The 22,995-nt window shown below is 67.8% G+C and carries 22 protein-coding genes and 1 pseudogene; 4 read left to right on the top strand and 19 right to left on the bottom strand.

Annotation, left to right across the window (positions count from 1 at the left end):
* Window positions 1-2: 2 nt before the first annotated feature.
* The 15 genes and pseudogenes from nuoL to AC6R2M_RS06205 form a co-directional block, all read right to left on the bottom strand.
* Window positions 3-1,966: pseudogene (gene nuoL / locus AC6R2M_RS06275) on the bottom strand (NADH-quinone oxidoreductase subunit L).
* A 13-nt stretch (window positions 1,967-1,979) separates the two neighbouring features.
* Window positions 1,980-2,288: an NADH-quinone oxidoreductase subunit NuoK gene (nuoK, locus tag AC6R2M_RS06270; protein ID WP_500486554.1), complete on the bottom strand. Its 309-nt coding sequence runs from the start codon at window positions 2,286-2,288 to the stop codon at window positions 1,980-1,982.
* Between the two features lie 2 nt (window positions 2,289-2,290).
* Entirely contained in the window at window positions 2,291-2,908 is a 618-nt protein-coding gene (locus AC6R2M_RS06265; RefSeq protein WP_500486552.1) for an NADH-quinone oxidoreductase subunit J, read from the bottom strand.
* A gap of 111 nt (window positions 2,909-3,019) precedes the next feature.
* Complete coding sequence (nuoI, locus tag AC6R2M_RS06260) at window positions 3,020-3,511, bottom strand: NADH-quinone oxidoreductase subunit NuoI (RefSeq protein ID WP_500486550.1); 492 nt, start codon at window positions 3,509-3,511, stop codon at window positions 3,020-3,022.
* Window positions 3,512-3,551: 40 nt separating this feature from the next.
* Window positions 3,552-4,604 carry an NADH-quinone oxidoreductase subunit NuoH gene (gene nuoH, locus AC6R2M_RS06255; RefSeq protein WP_500486548.1) on the bottom strand — a complete coding sequence of 351 codons (1,053 nt, stop codon included), beginning with the start codon at window positions 4,602-4,604 and terminating at the stop codon, window positions 3,552-3,554.
* 15 nt (window positions 4,605-4,619) lie between these two features.
* Window positions 4,620-6,695 (bottom strand): NADH-quinone oxidoreductase subunit NuoG, encoded by a 2,076-nt coding sequence (gene nuoG, locus AC6R2M_RS06250; RefSeq protein WP_500486546.1) that lies wholly within the window; start codon window positions 6,693-6,695, stop codon window positions 4,620-4,622.
* A gap of 5 nt (window positions 6,696-6,700) precedes the next feature.
* Window positions 6,701-6,904, bottom strand: coding sequence for a hypothetical protein (locus AC6R2M_RS06245; RefSeq protein WP_500486544.1), 204 nt, complete (start codon window positions 6,902-6,904; stop codon window positions 6,701-6,703).
* Between the two features lie 4 nt (window positions 6,905-6,908).
* A complete protein-coding gene (gene nuoF, locus AC6R2M_RS06240) occupies window positions 6,909-8,219 on the bottom strand; it encodes an NADH-quinone oxidoreductase subunit NuoF (RefSeq protein ID WP_500486542.1) in 1,311 nt (436 codons plus the stop codon).
* A gap of 9 nt (window positions 8,220-8,228) precedes the next feature.
* A complete protein-coding gene (gene nuoE / locus AC6R2M_RS06235) occupies window positions 8,229-9,428 on the bottom strand; it encodes an NADH-quinone oxidoreductase subunit NuoE (protein WP_500486540.1) in 1,200 nt (399 codons plus the stop codon).
* 116 nt (window positions 9,429-9,544) lie between these two features.
* Window positions 9,545-10,084, bottom strand: coding sequence for a Uma2 family endonuclease (locus AC6R2M_RS06230; RefSeq protein ID WP_500486538.1), 540 nt, complete (start codon window positions 10,082-10,084; stop codon window positions 9,545-9,547).
* A gap of 54 nt (window positions 10,085-10,138) precedes the next feature.
* A complete protein-coding gene (locus AC6R2M_RS06225; RefSeq protein ID WP_500486536.1) occupies window positions 10,139-11,329 on the bottom strand; it encodes an NADH-quinone oxidoreductase subunit D in 1,191 nt (396 codons plus the stop codon).
* Between the two features lies 1 nt (window position 11,330).
* The gene (locus AC6R2M_RS06220; protein ID WP_500486534.1) at window positions 11,331-11,750 is read right to left on the bottom strand and encodes a GFA family protein; all 420 of its coding nucleotides are present in this window, start codon (window positions 11,748-11,750) and stop codon (window positions 11,331-11,333) included.
* Between the two features lie 11 nt (window positions 11,751-11,761).
* A complete protein-coding gene (locus tag AC6R2M_RS06215) occupies window positions 11,762-12,370 on the bottom strand; it encodes an NADH-quinone oxidoreductase subunit C (protein WP_500487509.1) in 609 nt (202 codons plus the stop codon).
* A gap of 5 nt (window positions 12,371-12,375) precedes the next feature.
* Window positions 12,376-12,930 (bottom strand): NuoB/complex I 20 kDa subunit family protein, encoded by a 555-nt coding sequence (locus AC6R2M_RS06210; protein WP_500486532.1) that lies wholly within the window; start codon window positions 12,928-12,930, stop codon window positions 12,376-12,378.
* Entirely contained in the window at window positions 12,921-13,286 is a 366-nt protein-coding gene (locus tag AC6R2M_RS06205; protein WP_500486530.1) for an NADH-quinone oxidoreductase subunit A, read from the bottom strand. Before AC6R2M_RS06205 ends, AC6R2M_RS06210 begins: the two co-directional genes overlap by 10 nt.
* A gap of 308 nt (window positions 13,287-13,594) precedes the next feature.
* Here AC6R2M_RS06205 and AC6R2M_RS06200 point away from each other — a divergent pair, with 308 nt between their 5' ends.
* A complete protein-coding gene (locus AC6R2M_RS06200; RefSeq protein ID WP_500486528.1) occupies window positions 13,595-14,500 on the top strand; it encodes an MBL fold metallo-hydrolase in 906 nt (301 codons plus the stop codon).
* Between the two features lie 3 nt (window positions 14,501-14,503).
* Here AC6R2M_RS06200 and AC6R2M_RS06195 read toward each other — a convergent pair whose 3' ends face one another.
* The 4 genes from AC6R2M_RS06195 to AC6R2M_RS06180 form a co-directional block, all read right to left on the bottom strand.
* A complete protein-coding gene (locus AC6R2M_RS06195) occupies window positions 14,504-15,364 on the bottom strand; it encodes a DUF1499 domain-containing protein (RefSeq protein WP_500486526.1) in 861 nt (286 codons plus the stop codon).
* Window positions 15,365-15,430: 66 nt separating this feature from the next.
* Window positions 15,431-18,109: a pyruvate, phosphate dikinase gene (ppdK, locus tag AC6R2M_RS06190; RefSeq protein WP_500486524.1), complete on the bottom strand. Its 2,679-nt coding sequence runs from the start codon at window positions 18,107-18,109 to the stop codon at window positions 15,431-15,433.
* 84 nt (window positions 18,110-18,193) lie between these two features.
* Window positions 18,194-18,982: a DsbA family protein gene (locus AC6R2M_RS06185; protein WP_500486522.1), complete on the bottom strand. Its 789-nt coding sequence runs from the start codon at window positions 18,980-18,982 to the stop codon at window positions 18,194-18,196.
* A 145-nt stretch (window positions 18,983-19,127) separates the two neighbouring features.
* Entirely contained in the window at window positions 19,128-19,646 is a 519-nt protein-coding gene (locus AC6R2M_RS06180) for a DUF721 domain-containing protein (protein WP_500486520.1), read from the bottom strand.
* A gap of 200 nt (window positions 19,647-19,846) precedes the next feature.
* Between AC6R2M_RS06180 and AC6R2M_RS06175 the strand changes: the two genes are divergently transcribed.
* From AC6R2M_RS06175 to mutY, 3 genes are read left to right on the top strand one after another with little or no spacing between them, the layout of a single operon-like run.
* A complete protein-coding gene (locus AC6R2M_RS06175; RefSeq protein WP_500486518.1) occupies window positions 19,847-20,584 on the top strand; it encodes a glycosyltransferase family 25 protein in 738 nt (245 codons plus the stop codon).
* Entirely contained in the window at window positions 20,581-21,912 is a 1,332-nt protein-coding gene (locus AC6R2M_RS06170) for an O-antigen ligase family protein (RefSeq protein WP_500486516.1), read from the top strand. Before AC6R2M_RS06175 ends, AC6R2M_RS06170 begins: the two co-directional genes overlap by 4 nt.
* On the top strand, window positions 21,909-22,994 hold the full coding sequence (gene mutY / locus AC6R2M_RS06165; RefSeq protein WP_500486514.1) for an A/G-specific adenine glycosylase: 1,086 nt from the start codon (window positions 21,909-21,911) through the stop codon (window positions 22,992-22,994). Before AC6R2M_RS06170 ends, mutY begins: the two co-directional genes overlap by 4 nt.
* The last annotated feature ends 1 nt before the right edge of the window (window position 22,995 follow it).

Here is a 22,995-nt window from a genome sequence, read left to right as displayed (position 1 = left end):
GCTCAGCCTCCGAACATCATGAAGGTGACGAGGGCCGCGACGCCGATGAGCATCACGAAGGCGTAGTGGTAGAGATAGCCGGTCTGCAGCGTCACCACCTTCGCCGCGACGTCCGAGACGCGCGCCGAGATGCCGTCCGGCCCCAGCCGGTCGATCACCTGCCCGTCGCCCTGCTTCCAGAGGAAGCGGCCGAGGCGCTTGGACGGGCGCACGAACAGGAAGTCGTACAGCTCGTCGAAGTACCACTTGTTGAGCAGGAACTTGTAGAGCCCCGGATTGCGCGCAGCCATGCCCTGCGGCGCGGTGTTCGGGCGGCGGATGTAGAAATGGTAGGCGGAGACGAAGCCGATCACCATCGCGATCGTCGGCGACCAGACCACCAGCGCGGGCACCTCGTGGTACTCGTGCAGGATATGGTTCTCCGGGCCGTAGAAGAGCGCCGTGCCCCACCAGGCCTCGGGCTCGTAGCCCATGAAGTAGGAGTAGAAGACGAAGCCCCCGAGAAGCGCGCCGACGCCCAGCAGATACAGCGGCACCAGCATGACGTTCGGCGACTCGTGGATGTGGTGCATCACCTCGTGGCTCGCGCGCGGCTTGCCGTGGAAGGTCATGAAGATCAGGCGCCAGGAGTAGAAGCTCGTCAGCGCGGCGGCCGCCACCAGCATGATGTAGCCATACATGGCGAAGGCGTTGTGCCCCGCGAACGCGCTCTCGATGATCACGTCCTTGGAATAGTAGCCCGCCGTGAAGGGGAAGCCCGTCAGCGCCAGCGTGCCGATCACCATCATCCAGTAGGTCTTCGGGATGTGCTTGCGCAGCCCCCCCATGTTGCGCATGTCCTGCTCGTCGGAGACGGCGTGGATCACCGAGCCGGCACCGAGGAACAGAAGCGCCTTGAAGAAGGCGTGCGTGAAGAGATGGAAGATCGCCGCCGAATAGGCGCCGACGCCGAGCGCCACGAACATGTAGCCGAGCTGCGAGCACGTGGAATAGGCGATGACGCGCTTGATGTCGTTCTGCACGAGGCCGACCGTCGCGGCGAAGAACGCCGTCGTCGCGCCGACGAAGGTGACGACGGTCAGAGCCGTCATCGACGTTTCGAACACCGGCGACATGCGCGCCAGCATAAAGACGCCGGCGGTGACCATGGTCGCTGCGTGGATCAGCGCGGAGACCGGCGTCGGGCCTTCCATCGCGTCCGGCAGCCAGGTGTGCAGGCCAAGCTGCGCCGACTTGCCCATCGCGCCCATGAAGAGGAGCAGGCAGATGACCGTCAGAGCGGCGCCGGTCGTCAGGCCGTAGCCGGCGAACTCGAAGACGATCTGGGACGCCGCCTCCTCGCCGCCCTCGAAGACGGCGGTGGAGGCCGCGAAGATCTGGTCGAACTCGACCGCGCCGAACAGCGCGAACAGGCCGAAGATGCCGAGGAGGAAGCCGAAGTCGCCGACGCGGTTGACGACGAAGGCCTTCATCGCGGCCGCGTTGGCCGACGGCTTCTGGTACCAGAAGCCGATCAGGAGATAGGAGGCGAGACCCACGCCCTCCCAGCCGAAGAACATCTGCACGAGGTTGTCGGCCGTCACCAGCATCAGCATGGCGAAGGTGAAGAGCGACAGATAGGCGAAGAAGCGCGACCGCGACGGGTCGTGGTGCATGTAGCCGATCGAGTAGACGTGGACGAGCGCCGACACCGAGTTGACGACGACGAGCATGACGAGCGTCAGCCGGTCGATGCGCAGCATCCAGGGCGCGACGAGATCGCCGGACTGGAGGAACGGCAGGAGCTGCACGCGCAGCACCTCCGCCTCCCCCACCCGAAGGTGATGAAGGCGATCCAGGACAGGACCGCCGAGACGATCAACAGGCCAGACGTGACGTATTCGGACGCCTTGTGGCCGATCGAGGGGCCGAAGAGACCCGCGACGATGAAGCCCAGAAGCGGAAGGAGGACGATCAGCTGATACATCGGAAGAGCGCTCTCAGCCTCTCATCGCATTGACGTCGTCGACCGCGATCGAGCCGCGGTTGCGGAAGAAGACGACGAGGATCGCAAGACCGATCGCCGCCTCCGCCGCCGCCACCGTGAGGATGAACAGCGCGAAGACCTGACCGGCGAGGTCGTTCAGGAAGAAGGAGAAGGCGACGAGGTTGATGTTCACCGCGAGCAGGATGAGCTCGACCGACATCAGGATCGTGATGATGTTGCGCCGGCGCATGAAGATGCCGAAGACGCCCGTCACGAAGAGGATCGCGCCGATGGTGAGGTAGTGTCCGAGCCCGACTTCCATCGTCAGATCCCCTTCCCGCTCTCGACCTTCACGACCTCGATCGCGGTCGCCTTGGTGCGGTTCACCTGGGCGGTGATGTTCTGGCGCTTGAGCCCTTCCTTGTGGCGCAGCGTCAGGACGATCGCGCCGATCATGGCGACGAACAGGATCAGCCCGGCCATCTGGAAGAAGAAGACGTAGCGCGTGTAGATCACGAGGCCGAGCGCCTCGATGTTGGAGACCAGCTCCAGAGGCGGAATCGGCATGACCGTGCCCGTCGAAAGCTGCGGCTCGTAATAGCTGCCCGTCACCGCGATGACGAGCTGAAGCAGGAGCACGCCCGCGATCACCGCGCCGATCGGCGCGTATTCCACGCTCTGCCGCTTCAGCTGGCCGACGTCGAGGTCGATCATCATGACGACGAAGAGGAAAAGGATCGCGACCGCGCCGACATAGACCACGATCAGGATCAGCGCGAGGAACTCCGCTCCCGTCAGGAGGAAGAGCCCCGCCGAGGCGACGAAGGTGAGAATCAGGAAGAGCACCGAATGAACCGGATTGCTCGCGATGACGACCATCAGCGCCGACCCGACCGTGATCAGCGCGAAGACGTAGAAGAAGAATGCCTGAAGGCCCAGCATCGAGGGCTCCCTTCGGTCCCGTGCGGCTAGCGGCGCTGCGGCGGACCCCGGCAGCGCCTTCAGTTCAGTTCGATGTCGGAGCGGACCGCCTGCTGAGGCGTCCGCTGCCGATTAGCGGTAGGGCGCGTCGAGCGCAATGTTGCGCGCGATTTCCCGCTCCCAACGGTCGCCGTTCGCGAGCAGCTTTTCCTTGTCGTAGTAGAGCTCTTCGCGCGTCTCGGTCGAGAATTCGAAATTCGGGCCTTCCACGATCGCATCGACCGGGCAGGCTTCCTGGCAGAAGCCGCAATAGATGCACTTCACCATGTCGATGTCGTAGCGCACCGTGCGGCGGGTGCCGTCGTTGCGGCGCGGACCGGCCTCGATCGTGATCGCCTGCGCGGGGCAGATCGCCTCGCACAGCTTGCACGCGATGCAGCGCTCCTCCCCGTTCGGATAGCGGCGCAGCGCATGCTCGCCGCGGAAGCGCGGGGAGACCGGCCCCTTCTCGAACGGATAGTTCAGCGTCGCCTTCGGCTTGAAGAAGTAGCGCATGGACAGCCCGAAGGCCTTCACGAACTCGATCAGGAACAGCGAACGGATGGACTGGGCGATGGCGCTCATGAGCGGTCTCGGTTCGTCTTGAGGCGGGGGCGAGCGGGCGTCACGCGAACGCGCCGCCCCAGCCGGTGGCCTGAAGGATGAAGGCGACGATGATGACGGCGGCCAGCGAGATCGGCAGGAACACCTTCCAGCCGAGACGCATCAGCTGGTCGTAGCGGTAGCGCGGCACGAACGCCTTCACCATGGCGAAGAGGAAGAAGCAGAAGGCGACCTTCGCCAGGAACCAGATGACGCCCGGCACCCAGGTGAAGGGCGCGAAGTCGAAGGGCGGCAGCCACCCGCCCAGGAACAGGATGGTCATCAGGCAGCACATCAGCGTGATGGCCGCGTACTCGCCGAGCATGAACATCATGTAGGGGGTCGAGCCGTACTCGACCATGAAGCCGGCGACGAGCTCGGACTCGGCTTCCGGCAGATCGAAGGGCGGCCGGTTCGTCTCGGCGAGCGCCGAGATGAAGAAGATCACGAACATCGGGAACAGGACGAGCCAGTGCCAGTCGAGGAACGACCCCGGCAGGCCGACCATGGTCCCGAGACCGGTCTGCTGCGCGAGCACGATCTCCGACAGGTTCAGCGACCCGACGCAGAGCAGGACCGTGACGATGACGAAGCCGATCGAGACCTCGTAGGACACCATCTGCGCCGCGGAGCGAAGCGCGCCGAGGAAGGCGTATTTCGAGTTCGACGCCCAGCCGCCCATGATGACGCCGTAGACTTCGAGCGAGGCGATCGCGAAGACGAAGAGGATGCCGATATTGATGTCGGCGATCACCCAGCCGTCGGCGACCGGCACCACCGCGAAGGTGGCCAGCGCCAGCGTCACCGCGACGAGCGGCGCGAGCAGGAAGACCGGCTTGTCGGCCGAGGCCGGCAGCACCGGCTCCTTCAGGACGAACTTGAGGAGGTCCGCGAAGGACTGGAACAGGCCGAAGGGGCCGACCACGTTCGGGCCGCGGCGAAGCTGCACCGCCGCCCAGACCTTGCGGTCGGCGAGCAGGATGTAGGCGATGAGGACGAGCAGAACCACCAGGAACAGAAGCGACTGTCCCAGGATGATCAGCGCCGGCCAGACATAGAGCGAGAAGAAGTCCATCGGTCCCGTCCGCCCCTACTCGGCCGCTTCGAGATGTTCGGCCCGCGCCAGACGCGAGCACTCCGCCATCACCTTCGAAGCCCGGGCAATGGGGTTGGTCAGGTAGAAGTCGCCGACCGAGGACCGGAAGCCCTCGCCGGACAGCGAACCGGCCCGGTCCGCCAGCGTGCCGATCGCGCTCGCATCGGCGGGCGTGACCCCCTGCGCCAGCATGTGCGGGACGGCGGAATAGATCTCGCGGCGAAGCGCGGCGAGAGAATCGAAGGGCAGCGCCTTGCCGAGGACGGCCGAGAGCGCGCGGATGATCGCCCAGTCCTCGCGGGCCTCGCCCGGAGGGAAGCCGGCGCGCGAGCCGGTCTGGACGCGTCCTTCCAGATTGACCCAGGTGCCCGACTTCTCGGTGTAGGCGGCGCCCGGCAGGATGACGTCGGCGCGGTGCGCGCCCTTGTCCCCGTGCGTGCCGATATAGACGACGAAGCCTCCTGCCCCGACCTCGATCTCGTCCGCGCCGAGATTGAAGAGAAGATCGACGCCGCCCGAGGCCATTTCGGCTGCCGTCTTGCCGCCCTCGCCGGGCACGAAGCCGATGTCGAGACCGCCGACGCGGCTGGCCGCCGTGTGGAGGATGTTGAAGCCGTTCCAGCCCTCGGCGACCGCGCCGATCTCGCGGGCGAGCTTGGCGACCGAGGCGAGCACGTCGGCGCCGTTCGCGCCGGTCAGCGCGCCCTGGCCGAGGATGATCATCGGACGCTTGGCGCCTTTGAGGGCCTCGTGGAACTCGGACGAGGCGCCGGCGATGTCGCCGAGCGTCTGCGGACCCGCGCCGAGATAGGTCGCCGGGTAACGCAGATCGACGTTCTCGCCGATGATGCCGATCGGGAAGCCGCCCATCCGCCAGCGCTTGCGGATGCGGGCGTTGAGGACCGAGGCCTCGAAGCGCGGGTTCGCGCCGATGACGATCAGCGCGTCCGCCTGCTCGATGCCGGCGATGGTGGTGTTGAACAGGTAGGAGGCGCGGCCGTTCGCGGGGTCGAGCCTGGCCCCGTCCTGCCGGCAGTCCATGTTGGTCGAGCCGAGTTCGCCGAGAAGACGCTTGAGCGCCCACATGTCTTCCACGGCCGCCAGATCGCCCGCGATCGCGCCGATGCGCGAGCCGTCGAGACCGGCCGCCTTCGCCTTGATCGCCTCGAAGGCCTCGCCCCAGCTCGCCGGCTGCAGGCGGCCGTCGCGGCGCACATAGGGCCGGTCGAGACGCTGCGTGCGCAGGCCGTCCCAGACGAAGCGGGTCTTGTCGGAGATCCACTCCTCGTTCACCGCGTCGTTGGTGCGCGGCAGGATGCGCATGACCTCTCGGCCGCGCGTATCGACGCGGATGGCCGAGCCGACCGCATCCATCACGTCCACCGTCTCAGTCTTCGTCAGCTCCCACGGCCGCGCCTGGAAGGCGTAGGGCCGCGAAGTGAGCGCGCCGACCGGGCAGAGGTCGATGACGTTGCCCTGGAGCTCGGAGGTCATCGCATGTTCGAGATAGGTCGTGATCTCGGCGTCCTCGCCGCGGCCGGTGAGGCCGAGTTCGGAGATACCGGCGACCTCGGTCGTGAAGCGGACGCAGCGCGTGCAGTGGATGCAGCGCGTCATGATCGTCTTGACGAGCGGGCCGATATACTTGTCTTCGACCGCCCGCTTGTTCTCGGTGTAGCGCGAGCCGGAGACGCCGTAGGCCATCGCCTGGTCCTGCAGGTCGCACTCGCCGCCCTGGTCGCAGATCGGGCAGTCCAGCGGATGGTTGATGAGGAGGAACTCCATCACCCCCTCGCGCGCCTTCTTCACCATCGGCGTGTTGGTGAAGATTTCCGGCGCCTCCCCGTTCGGGCCGGGACGCAGGTCGCGCACGCCCATGGCGCAGGACGCGGCCGGCTTGGGCGGGCCACCCTTCACCTCGATCAGGCACATGCGGCAATTGCCGGCGATCGACAGGCGCTCGTGGAAGCAGAAGCGCGGGATCTCCGCGCCGGCTTCCTCGGCGGCCTGCAGCAGCGTGTAGTGGTCCGGAACCTCGATCTCGGTGCCGTCGACTTTGATCTTCGCCATGGTCGTCAGTGTCCCGCCGTTCCGAGCGAGCCCTCAAGCGCGCCACCGCGACGCTTCAGGGCTTCGAGCTCGGCTTCGATCGCTGTGTTGCGGATGTTGGCATAGGACGCGAGACCGAGGCCGGTCGCGGTCTTCTTCTGCCAATCGTCGAACTTCTTATTGAGGGTCGCCAGCTCGCGGCCGATCAGGCTGGTGCGGTCTTCGCTCATCGCCCTACTCCGCCGCTTCGAGAACGGCCGGGCGCCGGTCGGCGTCCGCATTGCGCGAGAACTCGTCGATGCGGCGCTCGATCTCCTTGCGGAAATGGCGCACGAGGCCCTGGATCGGCCAGGCCGCCGCGTCGCCGAGCGCGCAGATCGTGTGGCCCTCGACCTGCTTGGTCACGTCGAGCAGCACGTCGATCTCGCGCTTCTGCGCGTTGCCGACGACCATGCGCTCCATCACGCGCCACATCCAGCCGGTGCCCTCGCGGCACGGCGTGCACTGGCCGCAGCTCTCGTGCTTGTAGAAATAGGCCAGCCGCGCGATCGCCTTCACGACGTCGGTGGACTTGTCCATCACGATGACGGCGGCCGTCCCGAAGGAGGACTGGATCTCGCGCATGCCGTCGAAATCCATCGGCTGGTCGATGATCGACTCGCCCGGAACGAGCGGGCAGGACGAACCGCCCGGAATGACCGCCAGGAGATTGTCGTAGCCGCCGCGGACGCCGCCGCAATGGCGGTCGATCAGCTCGCGGAACGGGATCGACATCGCCTCCTCGACCGTGCACGGCCGGTTCACGTGGCCGGAGATCGAGAAGAGCTTGGTGCCGGTGTTGTTCTGGCGTCCGAAGCCGGCGAACCAGGCGCCGCCGCGACGCAGGATGGTCGGCGCGACCGCGATCGACTCGACGTTGTTGACCGTCGTCGGGCAGCCGTAGAGGCCCATATTGGCCGGAAAAGGCGGCTTCAGGCGCGGCTGCCCCTTCTTGCCCTCGAGGCTTTCGAGAAGCGCGGTCTCCTCGCCGCAGATATAGGCGCCGGCACCGTGATGGACGTAGACGTCCATGTCCCAGCCGCACTTGTTGTCGCGGCCCAGCAGCCCGGCGTCGTAGCATTCGTCGATGGCGCGCTGCAGCGCCTCGCGTTCGCGGACATACTCACCGCGCACGTAGATGTAGGCGGCGTGCGCGCCCATCGCGAAGCTCGCGATGATGCAGCCCTCGATCAGCGTGAAGGGGTCGTTGCGCAGGATCTCGCGATCCTTGCAGGTGCCCGGCTCCGATTCGTCCGCGTTCACGACGAGGTAGTGCGGGCGCTCGCCCACCTCCTTCGGCATGAAGGACCATTTGAGGCCGGTCGGGAAGCCCGCGCCGCCACGGCCGCGAAGGCCGGAAGCCTTCATCTCGTTGATGATCCAGTCGCGGCCCTTGCCGATGATGTCGGCCGTTCCGTCGAAATGGCCGCGCTTCATCGCGCCCTTCAGGCTCTTGTCCCGAAGGCCGTAGATGTTGGTGAAGATCCGGTCCTGATCCTGCAGCATGGTCTGACCTTACGCGCCCTGCGAGCCGTCGGGCTCGTCAGTCTTCTTCGTCGACTTGCGCCGCCCGACGGGCGCAGCGGCCGTCGGATCGGCCGTTCCGGTGTCCTCGGTCGCGGTCCGCGCGCCTTCCGCACGGCCGCTCGCTCCGGCCGTCCTGGCGCTGCGCCGCTTCTGCGCGCCGCCGCCGTCCTCCGGCTGGAACTTGTCGGCGACCACCGCATCCTCGGCCGCGCCTTCCTCGCTCGGCAGTTCGGCACCCGAGGCGCGCGCCTTGCGCGCGGCGGCGTCGCCGACCGTCGCATCCTCGGCCTGCGCCTCCTTTTCGGCCGCGTCCGTCGCACCCTGGCGCGTTCCGCCCGCGCGACCGGCGCCCGGACCGGCTCCCGCGTCCGGATCAGCGCTCGCCGCCTCTTCGACCGCAGGATCGACGTCGGCGCCGACCTTGTCGGCGGGCGACTTGATCGACGGGTCCGTCTCCGCCGCATGCGTATCGACCCGCGCCGCCTGCGAAGGCGCCGGGGACGCGGCATCCGTTCCCCTGCCCCGAGCGGCGCCGGAACCGGCCGCGGACGTCGCGTCCCGCTCGCCGATATCCTCGTCATCCTCGAAGGAGGTCAGCGTCGTCAGGCCGCCGACCGGAACCGACAGGTGACGGTCGATCTGCGGGCCGGGCTTCACCGCCTCGCCGCGCTCGAAAGCGTCGATGATCTCGGCCAGCCGCTCAGGCGTCAGGTCCTCGTAGGTGTCCTTGAACACCATGACCATCGGCGCATTGACGCAGGCGCCGAGGCACTCGACCTCCTCCCAGGAGAGTGTGCCGGATTCGTTCAGATGCTGCTGCTCGCGATGGATCTTGGAGCGGCAGACGTCCTTCAGCGCCTCGGCGCCCCGCAGCATGCAGGGCGTGGTGCCGCAGACCTGGATATGCGCCTTGGTGCCGACGGGCTTCAGCTGGAACTGGGTGTAGAAGGTCGCGACCTCCAGAACGCGGATCAGCGGCATGGCGAGCCGGTCGGCCACATGCTCGATGGCCGCGCGCGTGACCCAGCCGTCCTGCTCCTGCGCTCGCATGAGAAGGGGAATCACCGCGGACTGCTGGCGGCCGGTCGGGTAACGCCCGATCAGCTTCGCCGCCCAGTTGTCGTTCTCTGCGGTAAAGGCGAAGCTGGTGGGCTGAACGGCTTCGTCGGCAAGACGTCGGACGGACATCGGACCTCAATTCAGAACGGTTCAAACGTTCGCTGTTGCGGCGCGTTCTAACATAGGCGCCTCAAAACGCTAGAGCGCCGGACCACCGTTTGCGCATGGCAGGCCATGCTTCGGCGTCAGGCGGTGAGAAGGTCCTCGACCGTCACGGAAAAACCGGGCGGAGAGAGGTCGATCACGGCCTCGCGGCCGAGGATCATGGTCTCGATCACATCGTCGCCCGAACGGCGCCGATGGTGAAGCACCCGCCCATCCTCGGCGAGCACGATCAGGTAATGAAGCACCGAGGGTACGGCGAAATAGTCGACAAGCTTGCGCTCCAGATCGGTCCGCATGCTCGATGGCGAAACGACCTCGACCACGACCACCGGGTTCGGCGCGAACAGCCTCTCCCCGTCATAAGGCCCGCAATGAACGAGCGCGTCCGGTTCACGGACCGTCCGGTCGTCAACCCTGATGCTGACGCCGTCGATGAAGGCGCGGCAATGGTCGAGGCCGGCGGCCTTCAGGGCGTTCCGCAGGGCGATGGTCGCAGAGAGCTTGCGCTCCGCGTGGCTCACCCGCTCGGACTGCATCAGCACGGGGTGCCCGCCCACGAGTTCGTACCGCCCGCTCGCCTCGACCGATTCCGCCCAGGCGAAGAACTCGTCCGCGGTCATGTCCTGTCTGAGGGCGGGCTCGGCGGTCATGGCGTCAATATAGGACCAAAAGCCCTACCGATCGACCTCGCCGAACACGATGTCGCAGGAGCCGAGGATCGCCGAGACGTCCGCCAGCATGTGGTCCTTGCACAGGAAATCCATCGCCTGGAGATGGGCGAAGCCCGGCGCCTTGATCTTGCAGCGATAGGGCTTGTTGGTGCCGTCGGAGACGACGTAGACGCCGAACTCGCCCTTCGGCGCCTCGACGGCCGTGTAGACCTCGCCCTCGGGAACGCGAAAGCCCTCGGTGTAGAGCTTGAAGTGATGGATGAGCGCTTCCATCGAACGCTTCATCTCGCCACGCTTCGGCGGCACGACCTTGCCCTCGCGCGCCGAAACCGGACCGACCCGCTCGGTGCCGGCCAGCCGCTCGATGCACTGCTTCATGATGGCGGTCGACTGGCGCATCTCCTCCATGCGGATGAGGTAGCGGTCGTAGCAGTCGCCGTTCTTGCCGATCGGAATGTCGAACTGCATCTGGTCGTAGCACTCGTAGGGCTGCGACTTGCGAAGGTCCCACGCCGCGCCCGAACCGCGCACCATGACGCCCGAGAAGCCCAGCGCCCAGCAATCGTCGATGCCGACCACGCCGATATCGACGTTGCGCTGCTTGAAGATGCGGTTCTCCGTCAGGAGCTCGTCGATGTCGTCGACGGCCTTGAGGAACGGGTCGCACCACTCGCCGATGTCGTCCACGAGGTCGGCGGTCATGTCCTGATGGACGCCGCCGGGGCGGAAATAGGCCGCATGCAGACGGGCGCCCGAGGCACGCTCGTAGAAGACCATCAGCTTCTCGCGCTCCTCGAAGCCCCAGAGCGGGGGCGTGAGGGCGCCGACGTCCATCGCCTGCGTGGTGACGTTCAGCAGATGGGAGAGGATCCGGCCGATCTCGGAATAGAGAACGCGGATGAGCTGGCCGCGGATCGGCACCTCGACGCCCGCCAGCTTCTCGATCGCGAGGCAGAAGGCGTGCTCCTGGTTCATCGGCGCGACGTAGTCGAGACGGTCGAAATAGGGGATCGCCTGCAGATAGGTCTTCTGCTCGATCAGCTTCTCGGTGCCGCGATGCAGAAGGCCGATATGGGGATCGACCCGCTCGACATTCTCGCCGTCCAGCTCGAGGACGAGACGCAGAACGCCATGCGCCGCAGGATGTTGCGGCCCGAAATTGATGTTGAAGTTGCGGACGTCGATCTCGGCCATGTCAGGCTTCCTTGCCGGCGAATGCGGCTTCTACTTCCGCTCCGGTCATCTTGTGCGTGTTGCCGGCGAAGGCGTAACCGGACGGCTTCTCGTCGATGTAGATTTCGTGCGTCAGCGGCAGGTCCAGCGGCGGCTCGAACACGGAGAGCGGAACGTTCGCCATCGAGCCGTTCGCCATGCGCCAGGCCAGCCCTCCCCCGCAGGTGCCGCAGGAGACGCGCTCGGCCCATTCCGAAGAGCGGTAGACGAGGAGCGGCGCGCCGTCGGCAAAGCTCAGGTCCGCCACTTCGACCCCGACATAGGGGCCACCGGCCCAGCGCCGGCACATGCCGCAATGGCACGCGTCGGCATGATCCTTGAGCGGACGGGCGGTGAACCTTGTCGCTCCGCACAGGCATCTGCCGCTCAGCGTCTCGCCCATCGCCGCGGCCCTCAGTTCGCCTTGGCCTTCTCGTCGCCAGGCAGGACGTAGTCCGTCCCCTCCCAGGGCGACAGGAAGTCGAAGTTGCGGAACTCCTGGCGAAGCTCCACCGGCTCGTAGACGACGCGCTTCAGATGCTCGTCGTAATGGACCTCGACGAAGCCCGTGAGCGGGAAGTCCTTGCGCAGCGGATGCCCCTCGAAACCGTAGTCCGTGAGGATGCGCCGCAGGTCCGGATGCCCGGTGAAGAGGATGCCGTAGAGGTCGTAGGCCTCGCGCTCGAACCAGTCGGCGGCCGGGAAGACGCCGTGGATCGAGGGGACCGGATTGTCCTCGTGGGTCGACATCTTGACGCGGATGCGCTGGTTCATGCGCGGCGAGAGAAGATGGGTGACGATCTCGAACCGCTCTTCGCGCTCGGGATAATCCACCCCGCACAGATCGACGAAGTTCTTGAACTGGCAGTTCGCGTCGTCGCGCAGATAGGTCATCACCGCGACGATGTCGGACGGCGCGACGGTCAGCGTCAGCTCGCCGAAGGCGATGGACGCGTCCGCGATCCTGGCTCCGATCGCGCCCTCGCGCAGATAGGTGGAGAGTTCGGTCAGCGCTTCGCTCATCATGTTCACCGCTCGATCGTGCCCGTGCGCCGGATCTTCTTCTGGAGAAGCAGGACGCCGTAGAGCAGCGCTTCGGCGGTCGGCGGGCAGCCCGGAACGTAGATATCGACCGGTACGACCCGGTCGCAGCCGCGCACGACCGAGTAGCTGTAGTGGTAGTAGCCGCCGCCATTGGCGCAGGAGCCCATGGAGATGACGTAGCGCGGCTCCGGCATCTGGTCGTAGACCTTACGCAGCGCCGGAGCCATCTTGTTCGTGAGCGTGCCCGCGACGATCATCACGTCCGACTGGCGCGGAGAGGCGCGCGGCGCGAAGCCGAAGCGCTCGGCGTCGTAGCGCGGCATCGACATCTGCATCATCTCGACGGCGCAGCAAGCCAGGCCGAAGGTCATCCACATGAGCGAGCCGGTGCGCGCCCACTGGATCAGATCCTCGGTCGAGGTGACCAGAAAGCCCTTGTCGGCGAGCTCGTTGTCCACGCCCGCGACGAACGGGTCCTGCGCCGGCGCGACGAGTTCGGAGCGGTCGCGAAGGCTCGGGGTGGGGTCGATCAATCCCATTCGAGCGCTCCCTTCTTCCATTCGTAGATGAAGCCGACCGTCAGGACGGCGAGAAACACGGTCATCGAGAGGGTGCCGGCCCAGCCGAGGGGGCCGAAGGCCGCCGCCCAGGGGAAGAGGAACGCGACCTCGAGGTCGAAGATGATGAAGAGGATCGCGACCAGATAGAACCGGACGTCGAACTTCATGCGCGAATCGTCGAAGGCGTTGAAGCCGCACTCGTAGGCCGAGAGCTTCTCGTCGTCCGGCGCCTTGTAGGCCAGGAGGAACGGCGAGACGAGCAGCGCGATGCCGATGAACAGCGCGACGCCGACGAAGATGACGATGGGCAGATAGGAGGCGAGAAGCTCGTTCACTTAAGGTCGTTCCGATCCCGCAAGCGCCGCGAAGCGCCCTCCCGTTTCCGGGCAGCGCGGCTTCTCGTGCTATTCGATTCCGTTGAACGAAAGGTAAGTCCTTCCGCCCGCTGATCAATGCGGCAACCGGGCGCGCCGGCCCGATCGTTCCGCGGCGAGGATTAGACTCTTCCCAAAGTGGACGCAAGCGAGCGAAGGCGGCCCTCCCCCGCCGGCGCGGCCGATGTCGCGTTCCGCGCCTCCCTCGCATCGTCGCGGGCGACGCGAAGCCTTGACAGAATGGCGCCGCGCGCGCTTCGGAAGAGCGCATGAGCATCCCTCTCGACACAAGCTTCGACGCGCGGCCCGGCGAGGCGATCGAGGTGGCGCCCGGCATCGTTCGGATCACCGCCGACAATTCCGGTCCCTTCACCTTCTACGGCACCAACAGCTACCTCGTGGGGACGCGGGCGCTCGTCCTCGTCGACCCGGGTCCTGACGACGACCGTCATCTGGAAGCGCTGCTGCGGGCGATCGGCGGGCGTCCGGTCGAGGCGATCCTCGTCACGCACACCCATCTCGACCATACGGGCCTCACCGCCCGGCTGAAGGCGGCGCTCAGCGCGCCGGTTCTGGCCGAGGGGCCGCACCGCGCCGCACGCCTCCTCCATTTCGGCGAGACGAACGGGCTGGAGGGCGCGGGCGACATGACGTTCCGCCCCGACAGGGCCGTTTCGGACGGAGAGACCCTCGCGTTCGAGGCCGGAACCTTCGAGGCGATCGCGACGCCGGGACATGCGGCCAACCACATGGCCTTCGCGCTTCCTGAACGGGGCGTCCTCTTCTCCGGCGATCACGTCATGGGCTGGTCGACCACCATCGTCGCCCCGCCCGAAGGGTCGATGCGCGACTACATGCGATCGCTGGACAAGCTGATGGGGCGCTCGGAGGGCCTCTACTTCTCAGGCCACGGCGGGCCCATCGCGTCGCCGCAGCCGCTGCTTCGAGGCCTCAAGACCCACCGCCTGATGCGCGAGGCCGCCATCCTCGAGCGCCTGTCGGACGGGGACGAGACGGTGCAGCAGATCGTCGCCGCGATCTATCGCAAGACCGATCCTCGCCTTCACGGCGCCGCCGGCCTTTCGGTCCTGGCGCATCTGGAAGGGCTGGTCGAGGACGGACAGGTCGCCTGCGACAGACCGCCGACGATCGACGCCCGCTTCCGCCGTCTCTGAGCCTCAGCTCTCGGCGGCTTCCGGGCCGCTCTGCAGGAGCGTCACCGCGGCGTCCAGCCGGGTGAAGAAGCCCTCGATGAAGCGGCGGTTCTGACCGAGGTCGCGCGGCAGGTCGCGCGACACTGAGCGCATGTCGACGTAGCTCGTGCCGTCGACTTCCGCGATGCGGATCGTCACGTCGCTCGCAAAGCCGAGCACGGGCGCGAAGGCGACGGCCGTGATGAGATATTCGTCCGAATCGCTGGCCGCGAAGGGATCGACGGCCTCCGCCCCGTCTTCGGTCAGAGCGTCGCGGAAGCGCGGAATCGGCACGATCACCGTCCCGGAGACGCCGAGATCGCCTTCGGCAGGCCGCGGCATCTGGCTCGCCTGCACCTCGACGACCTCCCAGCCGCTCGCTTCGATCGTCGCGCGGGCGGCACTGTAGATGTCGGCGGCGGTCGCCCGGAAATCGCGCCCCAGAAGGATGCTCGTCGACCCGGGCTCGGCGGCCGGCGCCAGCCCTGCCGACGCAGGCTCGATGCCGTCCGTCTGCGCCATGGACGATGTCGGGTATTCGAGCGCGAGCGCGATCCCGAAGGCGAATGGCACGGCGATGAGGCTGGCGAGGAACAGGGCCGCGACGGCCCGGCCGCCGCCCTTGTCGCCGCGTCTCCAGGCCTTCGCGATTCCCCAGAGCGCCATGAGAAGCGCGAGCACGACCAGGGCCGCCACGAAGGCGACGGAGAAGGAGAAGCCGCGCAGATCGAGGACATCGAGGCGCAGGAAGAGGATCGCGACGACGAGCAGCATCGCCGCGAAGCTCGCCAGCGCCCAGGAATAGGTGCCCAGCCACGTCCGCTTTCGGATGTAATGTCCGCTCAAGCCCGTCGTCCGTCCCGCTCGCCGCATTCCTCGAGGGGCCGACCGTACATGCTTGCGATCGCGCCGTCAGCCACGCCCGCGGCCCTTGGCGCCCGAAACGCTCCGCAAGGTGCGGTCGGCGCGGATGGTCGCCTGTGCCGCCGCGAGCCGTGCGATCGGAACACGGAAGGGCGAGCAGGATACGTAGTCGAGCCCGACCTGCTCGAAGAAGGCGATGGAGGTCGGATCGCCGCCCTGCTCGCCGCAGATGCCGAGGGTGATGTGCGGGCTCGTGCGCCGCGCCTTGTCCACGCCGAGCCCGATGAGCTCGCCCACGCCCTCCACGTCCACCGACTGGAACGGATCGCGGTCGATGATCCCGACGCGCTCGTAGGTCGACAGGAAATTCGCCGCGTCGTCGCGCGAGATCCCGTAGACCATCTGGGTCAGGTCGTTGGTGCCGAAGGACAGGAAGTCTGCGATCTCGGCGATCGTGTCCGCCCGCACGATGGCGCGCGGCAGCTCCATCATCGCTCCGACCTTGTAGGAGATCGTGCGTCCGCGCTCGAGCGCCACGAGTTCGGCGACCGCCTCGATCTGGGTGCGCAGGAAGTCCAGTTCCTTGCGCAGGCCGACGAGCGGAACCATGATCTCGGGCACGACGTCCGCACCGGTCTTCTCGCCCGCCTCGATGGCGGCTTCGAAGATCGCGCGGGCCTGCGTCTCGACGATCTCGGGATAGGAGATGGCGAGCCGGCAGCCGCGATGGCCGAGCATCGGATTGAATTCCTGGAGGCCCTCGATCCGCTCCGCCAGGATCTCGCCGGCGATCCCCAGCGCCTCGGCGGTCTCGGCGATCTCCCCCGCCCCCTTGGGCAGAAATTCGTGAAGCGGCGGGTCGAGAAGGCGGATCGTGACCGGCATGCCCGCCATGATCTCGAAGAGCTCGATGAAATCGGAGCGCTGCATCGGCAGGAGCTTGGCGAGCGCCTCGCGGCGCCCCTCCTCGTTTCCGGCCAGGATCATCTCGCGCATCACGCCGATGCGCTCGCCCTCGAAGAACATGTGCTCGGTGCGGCAAAGGCCGATTCCTTCGGCCCCGAAGGCACGGGCCGAGCGCACCTCGGCCGGCGTTTCGGCATTGGTGCGCACGCCCATGCGGCGCGCCCGGTCCGCGAACTCCATCAGCGTCGCGAAATCGCCCGAGAGCATGGGGCGCGTCAGCTTCATCGCGCCGAAGATGATGTCGCCGGTCGTGCCGTCGATGGTGATCTGGTCCCCGGCATGAAGGACGCGGCCGGCGGCCGTCAGCGTCTCCGCGTCGGCCTGGATGCGCAGCGTGCCCGCGCCCGTCACGCAGGGCTTGCCGATGCCGCGCGCGACCACCGCCGCATGGCTGGTCGTGCCGCCGCGAATGGTCACGACGCCCTCGGTGACGTGCATGCCGTGGATGTCGTCGGGGAGCGTCTCCGTGCGCACCAGGATCGTGCGCCGTCCTTCGGCCGCGAGCGCCAGGGCCGCCTCCGCCGAGAAGACGATCTCGCCCGTGGCCGCGCCGGGAGACGCCGGCAGCCCCCGCGCCAGGATCTCGACCGCGCCGCCCCGTTCGATTGTCGGATGCAGGAGGTCGTCGAGAAGCGTCGGATCGATGCGCAGAAGCGCCTCGCGCTCGTCGATCAGGCCGGAGCGGACCATGTCCACCGCGATCCGGATGGCCTCCGCCACGCCGCGCCGGGCCAACCGGCTTTCCAGCAGGAAGAGCTCGCCGTCGCCGACCATGAAGTCGACCTCGCAGGCGTCGCCCATCGCCTCCTCGATCCGGCGGACGTGGTCCGCGAGCGCCTTCAGATCGCCCGGGAACTTGGTCGAGTCCTCGCCCGAGAGGTCGAGAAGCGTTCCGCGCTCGCCGATCTCGGCACCTTCGGCGCGGCCGCGCAGGGCGAACTGGCCTGTCAGGCCGGCGCGGCCCGTCGTCATGTCGCGCGAGACGGCCCGGCCCGTGCCCGAATCATGGTCCTTCTCGTTGAAGATCATCGCGTGCGCGGTGACTGCGAGCCCGGCATTCTCCGAAATGCCGTGCAGCACGCGGAAGGCGCGGGCGACGGGGCTGCGCCAGCTCTCGAACGCGCCTTCGATCGCCAGCACGAGCTGCTCGAACGGCGTCTGCGGCAGAGCGACGCCGTACTCGCTTTCCAGAAAGGCGTGATAGCGCGCGATCAGGCCCCGCCAGCCCTGCACGGTGCAGGGCTCGTCCGCGCCCCAGTCGGCGCTGGCGCGCTCCTCGTCCGCGATCTCCTCGAACCCGCCCTCCGGCACCTTGTAGACGAGGGTGGAGAAGCTTTCGATGAAGCGGCGATAGCTGCGGAAGGCGAAGGAGGCGTCGCCCAGTTCGCCGGCCAACGTCTCGACCGTCCGGTCGTTCATTCCGAGGTCGAGGACGGTCTCCGCCAGTCCGGGCATGCGAAGCCGCGCGCCGGTCCGCAGCGCGAGGAGCAGCGGCCGGGACTTGCCGTCGAAGGTCCGGCCCGTCGCCTTCTCCAGCCATTCGACGGCCGTCAGGAGCTCGGAGCGCAGGCTCTGGGAGAGCTTGCCGTTCGAGGCGGCGCATTCGCGCCACCCTGTCGTCGACACGGTGAAGCCCGGCGGAACCGGCAGGTCGAGCTGGGCGAGCATGGCGAGGTTGGCGCCCTTGAGCCCGAGCGCCTCCGCAGCGTCGGCGGGCCGATCGGCCGCGCCTCTCTCGAAGGTGAAGACCCTCTTAGCCATCGATTCGCCGGACGCCCCCTCTGCCGGGCCAAGGCGCCCGCATGACCGTCATTCTAACGCACGACGGCCGTGAGCCAATCCGGGTCAGCGGTGGCTCTCGATCACCGCCGCCATCTGGTCGGCCGTCATCGCGCCGGAGTAGCGGTCGCCGTTGATGAAGAAGGTGGGCGTCGCCTGGACGCCGAACTCCGACTCGCCGCGCTCGCGCACCGCGGCGACCTGGCCCTGCAGCTCGGTGTTCTCCAGGCAGGAGACGAACTCCTCCTGGCTCATGCCGGACATGCGGGCGATCGAAAGCAGCGCCGCCGAGACGTTCTCGGCCCGCGCCCAGCTCTGCTGCTGCTGGAACAGGACGGAGATCATCGGCTCGCGCCGCTCTTCCGGAACGCAGCGCGCCAGCATGAAGCCGGCCAGCGCGGCGGGGTCGAATGGGAATTCGCGCAGGATCACCTTGGCGATCCCGGTGTCCACGTAGTCGGCCTTGATGTCCGGCAGCGCGGAATTGTGGAAGGTCGCGCAGTGCGGGCAGGTGAGCGACGCATACTCGACGATCGTCACCGGCGCGTCCGGATCGCCGAGCACGACGTCGGGCAGCGCGCCCTCGGCCATCAGCGCTTCGACGTCGACGCTGCCCTGCGACTGCGGAGCGGTCGCGGCGGACGGGTCGGTGCGGCGCTCGGCGGCGGGCGCGGAGGCCCCGTCCCCGGTCGGCGCGGCCTCCTGTGCCTGCGCGATGCCGACGAGGCGCACGTCGCCTTCGTCCGCGCTGATCGCGAGGCCGAGGATCGCGGCGCTCGCGACCATGACGGAGGCGCGGCGGGCGTGGCGCATGAGGGCCTCGGACTTGGCGGCTTCGGTCTTCAGGATGTTCATCTCAAGTCCCCCTTCTTGGGTTCGGCCGGCGGCCGATCGGACGATCGGGCCGCTGCGCACTGCTTTAGGCTTGCAAATCGGGCATTCCAAGGTCGCGCGCCGCGAATAGAGCGTCAGGCGCTTGAACCGTGCCTGAACGACGCCTTCAACCCCGCGTCGCCTTGTTGCGCGCGAGCACGCCTTCTCCGAAGCGCTCCAGCGCCGCCTTCAGCCGCGGGCTCTCGATCCGCGCGGTCGCCTCCCCGATGACCTTGCGGTCCGGCGGTCCCAGTTCCCCGAGCGCGGGTTTGCGCGACGGAGGAGCCGGCGCGGCCGCACGCTGGACGATCTTCAGCCGTCCGACCGCGTGGTAGCCGAAGAAGACGTCGATCCGCTGCAGGAGCTCGCCGGCCTCGTGCTGGAGGCGGAGCGCGAAAGCGCCCTCGCAGGCGACGACCAGCGTCGCCGGCTCGAACGGGTCGAGATCGCTGCGCTGTCCCGACCAGATCAGCTTCTCCGGCCGCGTGCCCTCGGCCAGACGCGGCCCGGCGATCTCCGGCCAGGACGAGACGAGCGCGCTCGACATGCCCGCCTTCCTGGCGAGGATCGGGTCCACGAGCCCGGATACGAGATCGGCGAGCGGGCGGACGGACGACCGGCGTGGGCGGGAATCGTGGGCGGTCACGGGGCCTGTCGCGACGTTGCGTGGAAAGTGACGTTCTCGCGAGGGGTTCCTCATGCTCTTGATGAACGAGGTCGGGGCTCGTATCAAGCGCCTCCTGGAACCCCAGCGCCGACAGGCTGCCGGCATCGCGGCGCGTCCGAAGTCCGGCCTGGACGAAGTTCGGCGAAGCTGCAGCGGTATCAGGCAGTTGGAGACGGCCGTTGCGCTTCTACGTGATCAATCTCGACCGCTCGCCCGAACGCTGGGCGTGGATCGAGCGCGACGCGGCGGAGCATGGCCTCGACATCGAGCGGGTCCCCGGCGTGGACGGGAAGGCCGTCGCGCGCGAGGCCTGGATCGACGTCGATCACCGCGCCTTCCGCCTCCTGCACGGCCGCCTGATCCTGCCGGGAGAGTACGGCTGCTACCGCAGCCACCTCGACGCGCTCGATACGGTCATCCGATCCGGTGACGACATCGCTCTCATCTGCGAGGACGACGTGACGCTCGGGCGGCACATCGTGGAGAAGGTGCGTTCGATCGTGGCCGAGCGTCCCGATCTCGACATGCTCAAGCTTACCAACCACCGCGTGAAGGGCTTCGTGCGGCATGGCGGGCAGGGAGAGACCGAGTTCGGCCGCTGCATCCACGGGCCGCAGGCTTCGGCGGCCTGTTACGCGGTGACGCGCGAGGGCGCGCTTCGGCTTCGCGCCGAGCTGGGAACGATGCGCCTGCCCTACGACGTCGCCTTCGAGCGCGGCTGGGCGATGAAGGCGACGATCTTCACCATGCGCTGGTCCGGCGTCCATTTCCGGTCCGAGGGGCTGCCCTCGACCATCGTTCCGGGCAAGGGCGAGGACGCCTACGCCCGGTCCAAGCCCAATCCGCTTCTCCGCCTTCCGACGGCGGCCTTCCGGGCGGGCGACTATGCGCGCCGCGCCAGGTACGCGCTGCGATGAGGTCCGCCTTCGAAGCCCTCGTCCGCGCCATCCACTGGCCGAACACCGTCCTTCTCTTCGGTCTGGTCTCCGCCGTGTTCGTGGAGTCCGACCTCTATCGATACTGCCTGCCCTTCCTGCTGCTGCAGGGCATCGTCGCCTATTATCTGCGTGAAGACCGCCCCTCGATCGGCCCGATGGGCTTCCTGTGCGCGCTTTGGGGCCTTCACGTCGGCCTGCGGCTCGCCCTCGGCATGCTCGATCACGGCGATCCCTTCCGCGGCTCGGCGGAGGGCATCTATCTCCTGGCCCTCGTCCTGCCGACGCTCGGCTACGCCTTCTATCTTCACCGGTCCGAGTTCCGCATGCTGACCGCCGCGTTCGTCGTGGCGAGCCTTGCGGCGCTCCTCCTCAGCCTCGATCCGGCGGCGATCTTCGCCGGCGAGCGTGCGCATTTCCTCTTCCATGCGAACACGATCCACGCCTCGATCGGGGGCGGGCTGATCGTGCTGGCCATGTCCGCCCTCCTCCTGCACCTTCTCGACGCGCCCGACGAACCCCGCCGTCTGCGCGCGGCGATCGCGATCCTCGCCACCGCGACGATCGCCCTGGCGCTTCTCGGAATCCTCGGCGCGCGGTCGAAGGGTGTCTGGCTGGCCCTCGGGTTGAGCCTTCCGGCGATGCTCGTCACCTTCCTCGCCGTCGCCGGCGGCGGGCGGCGGCTCGTTCCGGTCCTCATCGGGTCCAGCGCCTGCGCCCTCCTGTTCGGCTTCTTCTTCGCCGACCAGATCGCGCACGAACTTCTGCCCAATGTGGACGCGGCCCTGGCGATCGGGTCGCAGGTCGCGAGCCAGGGCGACCTGATCGGCGCCTTCGAGGACGCGATGGCCGCGGGCTACGTGCCGTCCACCTTCGACCAGCGCCTCGCTCTCTGGGTCAACGCGCTCGAGGTCTGGCGGCAGTCGATCGTCCTCGGTTCGGGCACCGAATGGATCGATCTGTGGGCCGCGGCGCCCTACAGCCATCGCTACGCGAACCTGATCCACAACGGCTATCTGGAGATCGCGGTCCGCTACGGGATCGTCGGCCTCGCCTTCTACGCCTTCGGAGCGGGATGGACGCTCTGGCAGGCGGCCGCGGCGCGCCGGGAGGGCATCATCGGCAATGCGGTCTTCGCGCTCGCCGTGGGCGGGATCCTCTTCTTCGCGCTCACCCTCGTCACAAACTCGAACGTGCGGCTGGCCATCGGCGAATCCTTCATGCTCGTCTCGGGCGGTTTCGGCTTCTTTTGCTACTTCCTGCGCAAGGACGCCGAGCGCGCCGCGTCGGCGAACGGTCGTCCGCGTTGAACCCTCAGCTCGCCGTCGCCTCGCCTCTCCTCGCATGGTACGACCGGCATGCGCGCAGCCTGCCCTGGCGCACGTCTCCCGCCGACATCGCCGCCGGCGTGCGGCCCGACCCTTACAGGGTCTGGCTGTCGGAGATCATGCTGCAGCAGACGACGGTCGCGGCCGTGCGCGACTATTTCCATCGTTTCACGACCCGCTGGCCGACCGTCGAGGCCCTGGCCGCGGCCGAGGATGCGGAGGTCATGGGCGCCTGGGCGGGTCTCGGCTACTACGCCCGCGCCCGCAACCTTCTCGCCTGCGCCCGGGCCGTCGTCGCCGAGCACGGCGGACGCTTTCCGCCAACGGCGGCCGGACTGAAGACCCTGCCCGGCATCGGCGATTACACCTGCGCGGCCATCGCCGCGATCGCCTTCGGCGAACGGATCGCGGTCGTGGACGGTAACATCGAACGGGTGACCACGCGGCTCCACGCCATCGAGGCGCCGCTTCCGGGCGCCCGGCCGCTGATCCGCGACCATGTCGACGCCATGACGCCGGCCGACCGGCCGGGCGACTTCGCGCAAGGCTTGATGGATCTTGGCGCGACCGTCTGCACGCCCAAGAGCCCGGCCTGCGTGATCTGCCCCATCGCCGCGCCCTGCACGGCGCGCGCCGAAGGCCGGCAGACCGAGTTTCCGAAGAAGGCGGCCAAGCGGGCCAAGCCCTCGCGGATCGGTGCGGTCTTCGTCGCCGAGCGCAAGGGCGACGGCGCGGTCTGGCTGCGGCAGCGCCCGCCCTCCGGCATGCTCGGCGGCATGGCCGAGCCGCCCTCCACCGGATGGAGCGCACGGACCGACGGCGCGACGGGCGAGGATTCAGCGCCCTTTCCGGCGAACTGGAGGCTGATGGGCGAGGTCGCGCACGGTTTCACCCATTTCGACCTGACGCTGGAGGTCTGGCATGCGGTCGTGGCCGAAACCGCTCCGACGGGCGACGGCTGGTGGGCCAAGCCCGAAACCATCGAGGATCAGGCCCTGCCGACGCTGATGCGCAAGGCGATCGCACGGGCCGGCGGGGAGACCGACCGCCCCGCCCGGCGCTGAT

This window comes from Aureimonas sp. CAS (assembly GCF_059838215.1).
This window is presented reverse-complemented; position numbering and strand designations above follow the sequence as displayed.